Source organism: Kribbella sp. DT2, from assembly GCF_049844575.1.
GTDB lineage: Bacteria > Actinomycetota > Actinomycetes > Propionibacteriales > Kribbellaceae > Kribbella.
Genome location: NZ_JBNCLH010000008.1, coordinates 277,770 through 290,405 on the forward strand (window position 1 = coordinate 277,770; position 12,636 = coordinate 290,405).

The window sequence follows — 12,636 nt, forward strand, 5'->3', positions numbered from 1 at the left end:
ATGAACGGCAGGCAACTACCAGCCGACCAAACCGGCTGTGATCGGGCGGCGACGCGGCGATGGAGGCGCCCTGCCCGGGCGGGCGGGCGGAATCAGCGACTGGTCAGTGCGAAGCCGGCGTTGTTCACCGCGCGCCGGACGCGGCCGATGGCCGGGTTCTGCCGGGTCGGGTGGACGCGGTTGGTCAGCAGCACCACGTAGCTGCCGCGGTCCGGGTCCACCCACACCGACGTCCCGGTGAAGCCCAGATGCCCGTAGCCGCGCGCCCCGATCAGGTCACCGGCCACGGAGTCCACCGGATCCACCCCCTGCCAGCCCAGCGTCCGCCGCAACGTCAGGTGATCGGTCCGCGGTTCGATCATCGCGGCGTGCCCGGCGTCCGACAGCACCCGTCCGGCAGCGCCGCACCCCCGTGCGCACAGCGTTCGGCCGAGAGCCTCCAGATCGCCCAGCGTGCCGAACAACCCGGCATGCCCGGCCGGCGCGCCGAGCACCACGGCGTTCTCGTCGTGGACCTCACCCTGCACGACACGACCGCGCCAAGGATCGTCCTCGGTCGCCACGGCGAGCTCAGGATCCGGTACGCCGAACCCGGCGCTCGTCATCCCGGCGGGCCGCGTGACCCGCTCGGCCACCAGTACGTCGAGCGTCGCCTCAGCAGCAGCCTCAGCGATCAGCCCGAGCAGGATGAACCCCTGCGAGCTGTACGCGACCTGGGCACCGGGCGGACCCAGCAGCGGCAGCGCGCGAATCGCGGCCAGCAGGTCGTCCCGGGTCCGGGCCCACCGGTAGAGCGGTTGCTGCCCCGGGATGCCGGACGTGTGGGTGAGCAGGTCACCAATCCGGATCCCGGCCTTGTCGGTTCCCGCGTACGACGGGAGGTGGTCCGCGATCGTGTCGTCCAAGGTGAGGACGCCGTCCTCGACCAGCGAGAGCACCGCCATCGCCACCACCGGTTTGGTGACGGAGGCAAGGTCCCACCGGCTGTCCTCGGTCACCGGGAACTCCGAGCTCCAGGCCGTCGTACCGAGCAGTCCTCGGCTGTACGTCTGCTCGGCGGTGCCCACCGACCACGCGGCCGCCGAGAACACCCGCCGCCGGCGGGCCTCGGTCAGCAGTTCCTCGATCACCGGCATCACTTGACCAGGTCGCCTTCGCGGGCGTTCAGCGCGGAGTAGTGGGCGAGCTTGTCCTCGTCCACGGTCACCCCGAGGCCAGGACCGTCCGGGACCGTGAGCCGGCCGTCGCGCAGCGGGATCGGGTCGATGATGTCGTCGTCGTGCAGGTAGTACATGCTGTCGATCGCCCGGTTCAGCACCGGCGTGGAGGCGACCACGGCCAGGTGCGCCGCGGTCGCGATGCCGAGCTCGCCGCCGCTGTGCAGGTTCATCCCGAGCCCGAAGGTCGCGCAGTGCGCGGCCAGGTCCTTGGTCGCCTTGATCCCGCCCCACTTGTAGACGTCGCCGTGGATCACGTCGACCGCGCCGAGCCGTACCGCCGGAGCGAAGTCCTCGAACGCGACCACGCACATGTTCGTGCACAGCGGGATCCGGATCTTCTCCCGCACCTGCGCCATGCCGTCGATGCCCCAGCAGGGGTCCTCCAGGTACTCCAGGTCGAGCTCCTCGAGCCGCAGCCCGGCCCGGATCGACTCCGGCACGCTCCAGGCGGCGTTCGGGTCGACGCGCAGCTCGGCCTCGGGCAACCGCTCGCGCAGTGCCCGCATGATCCGTACGTCGCCGTCGACGTCCTTGGTGCCTTTGAGCTTGACCGCGGTGAAGCCGCCCTCGGCAACGACCTTCGCGGCGTGGTCGGCCAGTGCGGCCGGCAGATCCGCGTCGTTCGCGTCGGCGGCGTCCGCGCGGGTGATCAGCGCCGTGATCGGGACGGTGTCGCGGACCCGGCCGCCGATCAGGTCGGTCAGCGGGCGGCCGGTGATCTTGCCCATCAGGTCCCAGCAGGCGACGTCGAGGCCGGCCAGCGCCGCGTATCCGACGTACCCGTAGAAGAACGGGACCATCGTGTGGGTGGCGTGGAACTCCTCCAGCGCGAACGGGCTCTTGCCGATCAGCGACGCGGCCAGCTGCTCGGTCAGCCGGGCTACCGGCGCGCCCCACATCGTCTCGCCCCAGCCGACCTGACCGTCATCGGTGTGGATCCGGACGACGGTCCGGGTCTCGCCGGTCTTGGTCTCGAACGAGCTGCGGAACGGACTGGTCAGCGGCAGGTTGACGACCTGGACGTCGATGCCGGTGATGATCATGCCTGAGGACCTCTTTCGCGGTCGATGGATGGGAATCGGTGGCCGGGGACCGCGTCGAGCGCAGGTGCGGTCGCCCGGTCGAGCCCGCGCAGGGCGGCGACCAGCCCGGCGACGCGGCGGCCGAGCAGCAGCCGTCCGGTCGCGGCGGTCGCCTCGGCGGGGTCGTCGGTGAGGCCGCCGACACGCGGCCACTCGCCGTACCGCTCGACGGTGAGGCCGGGCGCGGGGCTGCGGTCGAACAGCGGTGGCGGATCGGCCGGCTGGAACGGCCTGTCGTCGGCGACGAGCTCCGGGTGGGCAGCCAGCATCAGCGACGTCTCGAACCAGCCGGCGTGGCCGGGCGTCCGCTCGGGTCGCTCGGCCGCCGCCGCCTCGGCGGTCGTCTCCGCGGCCAGGGTCCAGTACGAGCAGGCGGCCGCGGTTCCTTCCGCCTGCAGGGCGTGCGCCTTCACCGCCAACCGGACGAGCTCGTCGTTGCCGCCGTGCCCGTTGACGATCACGATCCGCCGGAAACCGGTCTGGCTCAACGAGGACAGGACATCAGCCAGTACGTCGGACAACGTCGACGGCCGCAGACTCACCGCCGCCGCGAACAGGTGGTGCGGGCTGTGCCCGAACGTCATGGTCGGCAGCCGGACCCAGGTGGTGCTGTCGTCGCCCAGCTGCTCCAGCGCGCGGTCGAGGACCGCTTCCACCAGCAGGAAGTCCGTCCCGAGCGGCAGATGGTCGCCGTGCTGCTCGACCGCGCCGATCGGTACGACGGCCACGGCGCCCTCGGCCGCGAGGGCCGTGGCGACTCCCCGGGTGAGCGTGGTTAGGTGTCGTACAGTCATCGCGACGATCTCCGATCGAACAGGCCGGAGCGCGTACGCCGTACCAGGCACGAACTCGCAGGCAGGATGGGACGATGGCCGAGCTCCCGCACCGGCATCTGCAGGCGGTCGGGTCCGAGACCCTGATCGGCAGCGTCGAGCTGCTCGCCGGCTCGGTCCGGGTGGCCCTGGTCAGTCCGGCGGGCCGGATCGTCCAGCGCGCCGAGCAGGAGTTCCCGGCGACCGACGATCCCGGGATGCTGCGCGCGACCCTGGAGGACACGGTCGAGCGGTGCCTGGCGGGTCATCAGCCCTGCGGCGTCGGAGTGGCCAGCGCCGGTCTGGTCGACCACACGACCGGCGTGCTGCGCCGGATCGACGACCGGCCGGGCTTCACGGGGTACCCGATCGCGGCCTCGCTGACCAAGTTGCTCGGCTGCCCGGTCTTCGTGGACCACCGGGCCCGGCTCCAGGTGCTCGGCGACCGCTGGTTCGGCCAGGGCGCCGGCCGTGCGTCGTTCGCCTCGGTCGCGACGGGTGACACGCTCGGCGTCGGACTCCTGTACGAGGGGCAGGTGATCGCGCCGCTCGGCGGGCGCAGCGGTGCGCACATCACGGTCGCGGTCGGCGGCCGGCGTTGCTCGTGCGGGAACCTCGGCTGCTGGAAGACGATCGCGACCTCGACCTGGCTGCGGCAGGAGGCGACGGTCCGCGGCCTCGGCGAGATCACCGGCGTCGGCGACCTGATCGTCGCGGCCCGTCAGAACACCGGGGCGCGCCGCCTGATGGCCGAGTACGCCGACAACCTCGCCGTCGGGCTCTCGTCCGTGCAGCACCTGCTCGCCCCCGGGCTCTACATCGTGCACGGCGACGCGGCCGTCGGCGGCGGCGAGTTCCTCGGCCGGATCGAGGAACGGCTGCGCGCGGTCAGCGACTGGGCCGAGTTCGCCGAGCGGCCGCGGGTCGTCGCGGCGGACACCGCCGCCGACGACGTCGCGCTGCTCGGTGGCGCGGGCCTGGTGCTGTCCCGCCTGTCCGGGCAGTGAGCCGCCGCCTCGTCGTCGCCGCGCGAGCTGCGCCGCTCGTTGGTCGCCGGGCCTCACGCCACGTCCAGCGCGCGCCGGCGCCGAGCTCGGCGCGGATCCGGTTCCAGTACGGCGTCCAGCAGCGCGCGGGTGTACGGGTCGGACGGCGTGTCGAACACCGTCGCGATCGGTCCGCTCTCGACCACGGCTCCGGCCCGCATCACCGCGACCCGGTCCGCCAGCTTCCGCACCACGGCCAGGTTGTGGGACACGAACACGTAGCTCAGGTGGAACTCACGCTGCAGCGAGGAGAGCAGGTCGAGCACCTGTGCCTGGACCGACACGTCCAGCGCGCTGGTCGGCTCGTCCAGGATGATCACCTCCGGCCGTAGTGCCAGCGCCCGCGCGATCGAGATCCGTTGCCGCTGGCCACCGGAGAACTCGTGCGGGTAGCGCGAGGCGACGCCCGCGTCCAGCCCGACGGCGGTGAGCAGCTCGGCGACCTGTTCCTCCCGCTCGGCCCGGCCGCGTCGGCCCCGCAGCCGCGGCTCGTGGGTGACGAGTGGTTCGGCCACGATGTCGACCACGCGCAGCCGCGGATTCATGCTGGAGAAGGGATCCTGCAGCACCACCTGCAGATCGCGGCGCAGCGCACGCAGCTCAGCGGCCGGCAACCGGAACACGTCCCGGCCACCGACCTCGACGCGACCCGAGGTCGGCGGCAGCAGGCCGAGCATCATCCGCGCCAGCGTGGTCTTGCCCGAGCCGGACTCGCCGACCACCGCGAGCGTCTCGCCGGACCGGAGCTCTAGCGAAACGTTGTCCACGGCAACCACTGGCGCGCGGCCGCGGACGTCGTACTCCTTGCACAGCTGGGAAGTGCTGAGCAGCACCCGTTGGTCGGTCATGCCGGGCTCTCCTCGCGCAGTCGGGGTGTCGCGGCCAGCAGTTGCCGGGTGTAGGGGTGCTGCGGGTCGGTCAGGATCGACAGCACGTCGCCGCTCTCGACGACCTCGCCGGCGCGCATCACCAGTACGTCGTCGGCCATGTTCGCCACCACGCCGAGGTCGTGCGTGATCAGCAGCAGCGCCATCTGGTGCTCCTGCTGCAGGTCGGCCAGTACGTCGAGGATCTGCGCCTGGACGGTGACGTCCAGCGCGGTCGTCGGCTCGTCGGCGATCAGCAGCCGCGGCCCGGCGACCAGGGCCATCGCGATCATCGCGCGCTGCCGCAGCCCGCCGGACAGCTGGTGCGGGTACTGCGCCGCGCGGCGTTCGGGGTCGTCGATGCCTGCGGCCGCGAGGGCGGCCACGACCTCGTCGCGGTACCGCGATGCGCGGCCGCCACGGTGCCGGCGCAGGACCTCGGCGACCTGTGCGCCGATCCGGCGTACCGGGTTGAGGCTGGACATCGGGTCCTGGAAGACCATCGCGATCTGGTCGCCGCGGACCTTGCGCAGCTCCGGTTCGGCGAGCTGGAGCAGGTCCTGGCCGTCGTACAGGATGCGGCCGGTCGGGTAGCTCGCGGGCGGCTCGGGGTTGAGCCGCAGGACGCCGCAGGCCGTGGCCGACTTGCCGCTGCCGGACTCGCCGACGATCGCCAGCGTCCGGCCGGCCCGCAGCTCGAAGGAGATGCCACGGACGGCGTGCACGGTCTGGCCGGGCAGCGTGAAGTCGACGCGCAGGTCGTCGACGGTCAGGATCGGTGCGCTCATCGGCGGTACGCCCTCGGGTCGACGGCGTCGCGGATCGCGTCGCCGGTGATGTTGATGGACAGCGCGGTGAGCATCAGCGCGAGACCGGGGAACACCGCGATCCACCAGGAGGTCCCGAGGTAGAGCTGACCGTCGGCCAGCATCGATCCCCAGGTCGGGATCTCGGCCGGGACGCCGAGGCCGAGGAAGCTCAGTGCCGACTCGACCACGATCGCCGAGGCGACGTTCAGCGCCGCGATCGTGATCAGCGGCGCGAACACGTTGGGCAGCAGGTGGCGCCGCATGATCGTCGTCGGGGTGACGCCGATCGCCCGGGCCTCCAGGACGAAGTCGCGTTCGCGCAACGACAGCACGCTCGAGCGCGTCACCCGCGCGTACGAGACCCAGTTGGTGACCCCGAGCACGATGATCACCACCCACAGGCCGTTGCCCAGGAACGCGACCACGGCCAGCGCGAGCAGGATCGAGGGGAACGCGAGCTGGACGTCGGCCAGCCGCATCAGCACCCGGTCGGCCCAGCCGCCGCGGTAGCCGGCCACGATCCCGATCACCGCGCCGATCGTGCCGGAGATCAGCGCGACGGCGAGCCCGACGAACAGCGAGATCCGGGCGCCGTAGATCAGCCGGCTGAGCACGTCGCGTCCGAGGTTGTCGGTGCCGAGCAGGTGGCCGCCGGTCCAGCCGGGCGGGCTCAGTCTGGTCAGCAGGTCCTGGGCGTTGGGATCGTCGGGCGCGACCACCGGCGCCAGGACCGCGCACAGCACGACCAGGGCCAGCAGGATCAACGCCGGCAGGGCCATCCGGGCGCGGAGAACACGAACGATCATCGGCCGAGCCTCACTCTCGGGTCGAGCAGCGTGTACGACAGGTCGACGAGCAGGTTGACCACGACGAAGACCAGCGCGAAGAACAGCACCGCGCCCTGGACCAGCGGGAAGTCGCGGTTGGCGATCGCCTCGACCGTGAGCCGCCCGATGCCCGGCCAGGAGAAGACCTGCTCGGTCAGGATCGCGCCGCCCAGCAGGGACCCGAGCTCCAGACCGATCACCGTGACGACGGGGAGCGAGGCGTTACGCAGCCCGTGCCCGAGCACGACCTGGCTGCGGCTGAGGCCCTTGGCGGTTGCCGTACGGATGTAGTCCGCCGACAGTTCCTCGGCCAGCGAGGTTCGCAGTACCCGGGCCACCACCGCGATCGAGTAGATCGCGAGCGTGACGGTCGGCAGCACGAGGTGCGCGACGCTCCCGTACCCGGCGGCGGGCAGCGCGTGCAGCCGTACGGCGAACAGCAGGATGAACACGATGCCGACCCAGAACGCCGGGGTGGACTGCCCGATCAGCACGATCCCGCTGATGATCGTGTCGGTGATCCGGCCCCGGTGGATGCTGGCCAGGATGCCCGCGGGCAACGAGATCAGCAGCGACAGCACCAGCGCGGAGACGGCCAGCAGAGCAGTGGCCGGCAGCCGTTCGCCGATCAGCGACACCACCGGCTGGTCGAAGAAGATCGACCGGCCGAGGTCACCGTGGACCAGACCGCCGAGGTAGTCCAGGTACTGCGCGAACAGCGACTGGTTCAGACCGAGCTCGGCGGCGAGCTGGTCGGCCTGCTCCTTGGTGGCGTCCGGCGGCAGCAGCAGCGCGAGCGGGTCGCCGGAGATCCGGACCAGCAGGAACGCCACGGTCGCGACGACGAGCAGCACGATCAGCGACGAGACGATCTTGCCGAGCACCGTCCGGCCCAGGCTCAGGGCCCGGTTGCCACCGGTACGTCGTACGGCCGTGGCCGGTGACGCGATCAGGTCAGTCATCGCGCACCGCGCTCTGCAGGGCGAGGTGGCCGATCACGTTCGGCGTCCAGCGCACCCGGTCGTTGGAGATCACGATGGTGTCGGCTTGGTAGAGGAACACGAAGGGGGCCTCCTGGGAGAGCAGGCGCTGCAGGGAGCTGAAGGCTTTCTGCCGGTCGGCGGGGCGGATCGAGTTCTCCTCGCGGTCGATCAGCTGGTCGGCCAGCGGGCTCGTCCAGCGGCTCTGCCGGCGGCCGGTCCGGACGTTCGACTGCACCGGGCTGGAGCCGTCGAGCGTCCAGCCGGTGGTGGAGGCCAGGTACATCGGGCCGAGTGCCTTGCGGTTGTCGCTGGTCAGCCGCTGCGAGTACGTCGACGGGTCCAGCAGCGAGACCTTCGCCTGGATGCCGACCTTGGTGAGCAGGCCGGAGATCGCCTGGGCCGTGGTGGCGTCGGTGGCGGACGCGGTCAGCGTGGTGGACAGCCCGTTGGGATGGCCGGCCTGGGCGAGCAGCCGGCGGGCCTGGTCGAGATCACGGCTGTACGACGCGACGGCCGGGTCGAAGCCGAACGACTCCCGCGGGATCATCGTCGGCACCTCGCGACCGTGACCGTTCAGGGTCGCCTTCACCAGCAGCGGCACGTCCGTCGCGTGGTTCAGGGCCCGGCGGACCCGGACGTCGGTGAACGCCGGATCGGTGGTGTCCAGCGAGAGGTACGACATCCGCAGCCCGGGGAACGAGCTGACCCGGACTCCCTTGTAGCCCTCGAGCTGCAGCGCAGCGTCCGGAACCAGTCCGGTGACGAGATCGACCTCATCGCTCTGCAGCGCGGCCAGTGCCGACGCCGGGTTCTGGATCGTCTGGATCTCCAGCTCGTCGTACCCGGGTCTGCTCTCCCAGTGCTGCTCGTAGGCGCGCATCCGGATGCTGACGCCGCGTTTCCAGCTCTCGAACCGGAACGGGCCGGTGCCGACCGGCGCGGCGGCGAACTTCTCGTCGCCGACGTCGGTCAGGTACTTCGGCGGGACCATCACGCCGCCGAACAGCGACAGCTTGGCCGGGAGCACCGGGTCGGGCTGGTCGAGCACGAAGTCGACGGTGTAGGGATCGACGACCCGTACGCCGGTGACGTAGCGCAGCTCGACGATCGGCGACTGGGTCTTGGGGTCGAGCAGCCGCTCGATGCTGAACTTCACCGTCTGGGCGTCGAACCGCTCACCGTTGTGGAAGGTGACCCCGCGGCGCAGCACGAACCGCCAGTGGTGGTCGTCGACCGCCTTCCAGCTGGTGGCCAGCCGGGGGACCAGCTCGTTGTGCACGTCCCGCGCGGTGAGCGTGTCGAACAGGTTGATCAGGACGTTCATCGTCGTCATCCCGCCCTGCTTCTGCGGGTCGAGCGTGGTCGGGTCGACCGACTGCGAGACCCGGATCCGGCGGCCGGAGACGGCCGGCGTGTCGGCCCCGCAGCCGGCCAGCAGCGCGGGAACCCCGAGCAGGGGGATTCCGGCGGCGGCCGTGGTCAGCAGCCGCCGGCGGGACAGCGGTGCCTGGAGGTCTCTCACCAGCACGATTCTCCTCTTAAATGAAACTGCGGTTTCATCTGACGAAACGCTGGTTGCTTACAATAACCTGTGATCATGACGAGCGACAGTGGTTCGGAGAACTCGCCGCGGGCCTCGGCGGTCAAGGTGCTGGACGTGCTCGTGGCGCTGTCCGAGCGCGGCGGCAGTCACCGGATCGTCGATCTCGCGGCCCGGACCGAGCTGCCCAAGGCGACGGTCTACCGCCTGCTGCAGCACCTGGTCGCGCAGGGGTTCGTCGTGGCCGAGCCGGACAGCACCTACCGGATCGGGCCGCGTTTCCTCGGGATCGCTGCGGCCGCGCTGTCCGACGCGCCCTGGCGCAAGGTCGTCCGGGCGGCGCTGGAGTCGCTGCGGACCGCGACCGGCCTCAGTGCGCATTTCGCCCAACCGTACGGCGGCCACCTGGTCGTGGTCGACGCGGCCGAGTCACTGGACCCGTTCGGGATCCCGGTGCGGCCCGGGGTGACCAGCGCGATCGAGCAGACCGCGTTCGGTCAGGCGATCTTCTCCGGTACGCCGGACGCGGTCGTGCGGCTCGACGACGTCACCCACCTGCGGTCCGTGGCGGCGCCGGTCTTCCACCGCACCGGCGAGGTGCTCGGCGCGATCGGTGTCCTGGGTACGGAGTTCAGCTTGGCTGACCAGGCCTCCGAGCGGATCCGGGCGCTGGTCCAGTCGGCTGCCGGCGATGCCTCGGCAGTCCTCACGACGCCGTCCTTCGGCCACCGCACGGGCACTGCCTGAGTCTCAGCGCGTCGACGCGGAGGCGAGCAGGTCCGTGATGCGGCGGCGGGCGGCCTTGGGGTTCAGGGGTTCGCAGCCGGCGTCGATGCAGCGGCGGACCACCCGCGGATCGTCCTTCAGCAGCAGCAATCCACGCCGCAGCAGCGTGAACGGTGGCTTGCGGTGCTCGCGCAGGTCGCGCTGGAACCGGCGCAGGAACGTGACGACCCGGTGGTGCCGCACGCAGATCGCGGCCGCCAGCAGGCCGCGGCTCTTCAGCTCGCCGACGATCTGGTCGGCGAAGATGCCCTCGGCAATCACCAGCGGGTGCCCGGCGGTGCTCACCCGGTGGTGCCCGACGGTCGCGTTCGCCCTGATGTCGTACGTCGGCAGTTCCGCCGTACCGGTCGTGCACAAGGTCTCCAGCGCGTCGACCGCCCGCCCGGCGTCCCACGAGGCCGGGTCGTCCCAGTCGACGATCCCGAGCGGCGACCGCGGCATCGCGGCGTCGTCACCGTCGCGGTAGAAGTCGTCGAGGCGAACCACCGGCAGCCCGACCAGCTCGGCCAGATGGGACTTCCCGGTCCCCGACGGCCCGGCCAGCAGCACAACACGCGCACTCACCGGGCTATTCTCCGTCATCCTGGGTCTTCCTGAACGCCCGGGTAACACCAGGCGCCAGAACACCGATGTCACCGACGACCCAGTCCCCACGAGCGGAGCCCGAACCGGCCACCCGCCCACCTCACGAGCGGAGCCCACCCCATGCCGACCCGGCTCACCCGCCCAGGCACGCTCGCGTACGCCCTCATCACCCTCCTGCTGGCCTATCAGGTCGTCTACATGGTCCGGTTCGACGGCATCTGGGGCACAGGGAAGACATGGGCCGCGGCCTGCCTGCTGTTGGTTGTGCTGATCTCTGCGGTGCTCTTCGGGGTGGCCACGATCAGTCGAACGCCGTTGTTCGGTGACGGCGATCATCTGCTGACCAGGTTCGGTGCGCTGGTGCTGGTCGGGCTGACGGTTCTCGCGCTGGCTGTGGTGATGTTCGGCGGCTTCGAGGACTTCGGCCTCTGGCCGTCCTCGCCCGCGGTCTTCGTGCCGTTCGGCGTGAACCGGCTCGAGCGTGCCTACTTCGAAGGTGTCGACGAGACCCGGCGGGCTGCTGCGGCCGCCCGGGCCGAGGACCTCTGACTCCACCAAATCACGAACCAACAACCCCCGTCGCTCACCTGAGCGCGGGAGTGCTCTCATGCACGCCGAAGTCTTGACACCACCCCCGCGCAAACGCTTCACTCTACTTTGAGCAACGCCCTGCTCAGATGAGCGAGTCCGACGGAACGAAGGAGCAGCTCGTGCTGGAACAGCGGAAGCGGGTGGGAGCGGCGGTCCTCGCCCTCGCCTTGGTGACAACGGCCGGTGGCTGCGCCGGCTGGGGAGGTGGGGCCGGCGGTGAGGGCGCCGACAGCATCAACGTGCTGATGGTGAACAACCCGCAGATGATCGACCTGCAGAAGCTCACCGCCGACAACTTCACCAAGCAGACCGGGATCAAGGTCAACTACACCGTCCTGCCGGAGAACGACGTCCGGGACAAGATCAGCCAGGAGTTCTCCAGCCAGGCCGGCCAGTACGACGTCGCCTCGCTGAGCAACTTCGAGATCCCGATCTACGCCACCAGCAAGTGGATCGCGCCGCTGTCGGACTACATCGCCAAGGACCCGAACTTCAACCAGGACGACGTCCTGAAGCCGATGACGGAGTCGCTCAGCGGCGCCGACGGCAAGGTGTACGGCGAACCGTTCTACGGCGAGTCGAGCTTCCTGATGTACCGCAAGGACATCCTCGCCACCAAAGGCGTCACGATGCCCGCGAAGCCGACCTGGCAGCAGGTCGCCGACATCGCGGCCAAGGTCGACAACGCCCAGCCCGGGATGCGCGGCATCTGCCTGCGCGGTCAACCCGGCTGGGGCCAGCTGTTCGCGCCGCTGACCACGGTGGTGAACACCTTCGGCGGCACCTGGTTCACCGAGGACTGGCAGGCCAAGGTCAACGCCCCGGAGTTCACCGAGGCGACCAAGTTCTACGTCGACCTGGTCCGCAACCACGGCGAGCTCGGCGCACCGCAGGCCGGCTTCACCGAGTGCCTGAACAACCTCGTCCAGGGCAACGTCGCCATGTGGTACGACGCGACGTCGGCGGCCGGTTCGCTGGAGGCACCGAACTCGCCGGTCAAGGGCAAGATGGGCTACGCCCCGGCGCCGGTCGTGAAGACCGACAGCTCCGGCTGGCTGTACGCGTGGTCCTGGAGCATCCAGGAGGCCAGCAAGAAGAAGGACAACGCCTGGAAGTTCATCTCCTGGGCCTCCAGCAAGCAGTACGAGGAGCTGGTCGGCAAGGAGCTCGGGTGGTCCCGCGTCCCGGCCGGCAAGCGCGCCTCGACGTACACCAACCCGGAGTACGTGAAGGAGGCGGCGGCGTTCGCCGAGCCGACCCGGAAGGCGATCGAGGCGGCCGACCCGCGCAACCCCGGCGTCCAGCCGCGGCCGGCGATCGGGATCCAGTTCGTCGACGTACCGGAGTTCCCGGACCTCGGGACGCAGGTCAGCCAGGACGTCAGCTCGGCGATCGCGGGCCGGATGAGTGTCGACGAAGCCCTGAAACGCGGGCAGGAGCTCGCCGACGACGTCGCCGAGCGCTATCGCTCCCGAGAAGCGAAGTGAGG

The 12,636-nt window shown here is 70.6% G+C and carries 13 protein-coding genes; 4 read left to right on the forward strand and 9 right to left on the reverse strand.

What is annotated here, in order from left to right; translation table 11 throughout:
* Positions 1–92 precede the first annotated feature (92 nt).
* The 3 genes from ACLQ2O_RS31360 to ACLQ2O_RS31370 are packed head-to-tail and all read right to left on the reverse strand — an operon-like array spanning position 93 to position 3,096.
* On the reverse strand, positions 93–1,136 hold the full coding sequence (locus ACLQ2O_RS31360; protein WP_425838619.1) for a serine hydrolase domain-containing protein: 1,044 nt from the start codon (positions 1,134–1,136) through the stop codon (positions 93–95).
* Positions 1,136–2,263, reverse strand: a complete 1,128-nt coding sequence (locus ACLQ2O_RS31365) for a mandelate racemase/muconate lactonizing enzyme family protein (protein WP_425838622.1) — start codon at positions 2,261–2,263, stop codon at positions 1,136–1,138. Before ACLQ2O_RS31365 ends, ACLQ2O_RS31360 begins: the two co-directional genes overlap by 1 nt.
* Positions 2,260–3,096 (reverse strand): creatininase family protein, encoded by an 837-nt coding sequence (locus ACLQ2O_RS31370; RefSeq protein ID WP_425838625.1) that lies wholly within the window; start codon positions 3,094–3,096, stop codon positions 2,260–2,262. Before ACLQ2O_RS31370 ends, ACLQ2O_RS31365 begins: the two co-directional genes overlap by 4 nt.
* A 74-nt stretch (positions 3,097–3,170) precedes the next feature.
* On the opposite strand from ACLQ2O_RS31370, the gene ACLQ2O_RS31375 reads away from it, so the two are divergent.
* Complete coding sequence (locus tag ACLQ2O_RS31375; RefSeq protein WP_425838628.1) at positions 3,171–4,121, forward strand: ROK family protein; 951 nt, start codon at positions 3,171–3,173, stop codon at positions 4,119–4,121.
* A gap of 53 nt (positions 4,122–4,174) precedes the next feature.
* Here the strand turns inward: ACLQ2O_RS31375 and ACLQ2O_RS31380 are convergent, their stop codons facing one another.
* From ACLQ2O_RS31380 to ACLQ2O_RS31400, 5 genes are read right to left on the reverse strand one after another with little or no spacing between them, the layout of a single operon-like run.
* Positions 4,175–5,008 (reverse strand): ATP-binding cassette domain-containing protein, encoded by an 834-nt coding sequence (locus ACLQ2O_RS31380; protein ID WP_425838631.1) that lies wholly within the window; start codon positions 5,006–5,008, stop codon positions 4,175–4,177.
* Complete coding sequence (locus tag ACLQ2O_RS31385; RefSeq protein WP_425838634.1) at positions 5,005–5,814, reverse strand: ATP-binding cassette domain-containing protein; 810 nt, start codon at positions 5,812–5,814, stop codon at positions 5,005–5,007. The genes ACLQ2O_RS31380 and ACLQ2O_RS31385 overlap by 4 nt, the downstream gene beginning before the upstream one ends.
* Positions 5,811–6,641 (reverse strand): ABC transporter permease, encoded by an 831-nt coding sequence (locus ACLQ2O_RS31390; RefSeq protein WP_425838637.1) that lies wholly within the window; start codon positions 6,639–6,641, stop codon positions 5,811–5,813. The genes ACLQ2O_RS31385 and ACLQ2O_RS31390 overlap by 4 nt, the downstream gene beginning before the upstream one ends.
* A complete protein-coding gene (locus tag ACLQ2O_RS31395; protein ID WP_425838640.1) occupies positions 6,638–7,624 on the reverse strand; it encodes an ABC transporter permease in 987 nt (328 codons plus the stop codon). Before ACLQ2O_RS31395 ends, ACLQ2O_RS31390 begins: the two co-directional genes overlap by 4 nt.
* Entirely contained in the window at positions 7,617–9,167 is a 1,551-nt protein-coding gene (locus ACLQ2O_RS31400; RefSeq protein ID WP_425838643.1) for an ABC transporter substrate-binding protein, read from the reverse strand. Before ACLQ2O_RS31400 ends, ACLQ2O_RS31395 begins: the two co-directional genes overlap by 8 nt.
* Before the next feature lie 75 nt (positions 9,168–9,242).
* Here ACLQ2O_RS31400 and ACLQ2O_RS31405 point away from each other — a divergent pair, with 75 nt between their 5' ends.
* Positions 9,243–9,932, forward strand: coding sequence for an IclR family transcriptional regulator (locus tag ACLQ2O_RS31405; protein WP_425838646.1), 690 nt, complete (start codon positions 9,243–9,245; stop codon positions 9,930–9,932).
* A gap of 3 nt (positions 9,933–9,935) precedes the next feature.
* Here the strand turns inward: ACLQ2O_RS31405 and ACLQ2O_RS31410 are convergent, their stop codons facing one another.
* The gene (locus ACLQ2O_RS31410) at positions 9,936–10,535 is read right to left on the reverse strand and encodes a uridine kinase family protein (RefSeq protein ID WP_425838649.1); all 600 of its coding nucleotides are present in this window, start codon (positions 10,533–10,535) and stop codon (positions 9,936–9,938) included.
* Between the two features lie 141 nt (positions 10,536–10,676).
* On the opposite strand from ACLQ2O_RS31410, the gene ACLQ2O_RS31415 reads away from it, so the two are divergent.
* Entirely contained in the window at positions 10,677–11,105 is a 429-nt protein-coding gene (locus ACLQ2O_RS31415) for a hypothetical protein (RefSeq protein ID WP_425838652.1), read from the forward strand.
* 128 nt (positions 11,106–11,233) lie between these two features.
* On the forward strand, positions 11,234–12,634 hold the full coding sequence (locus ACLQ2O_RS31420) for an ABC transporter substrate-binding protein (protein WP_425838655.1): 1,401 nt from the start codon (positions 11,234–11,236) through the stop codon (positions 12,632–12,634).
* The last annotated feature ends 2 nt before the right edge of the window (positions 12,635–12,636 follow it).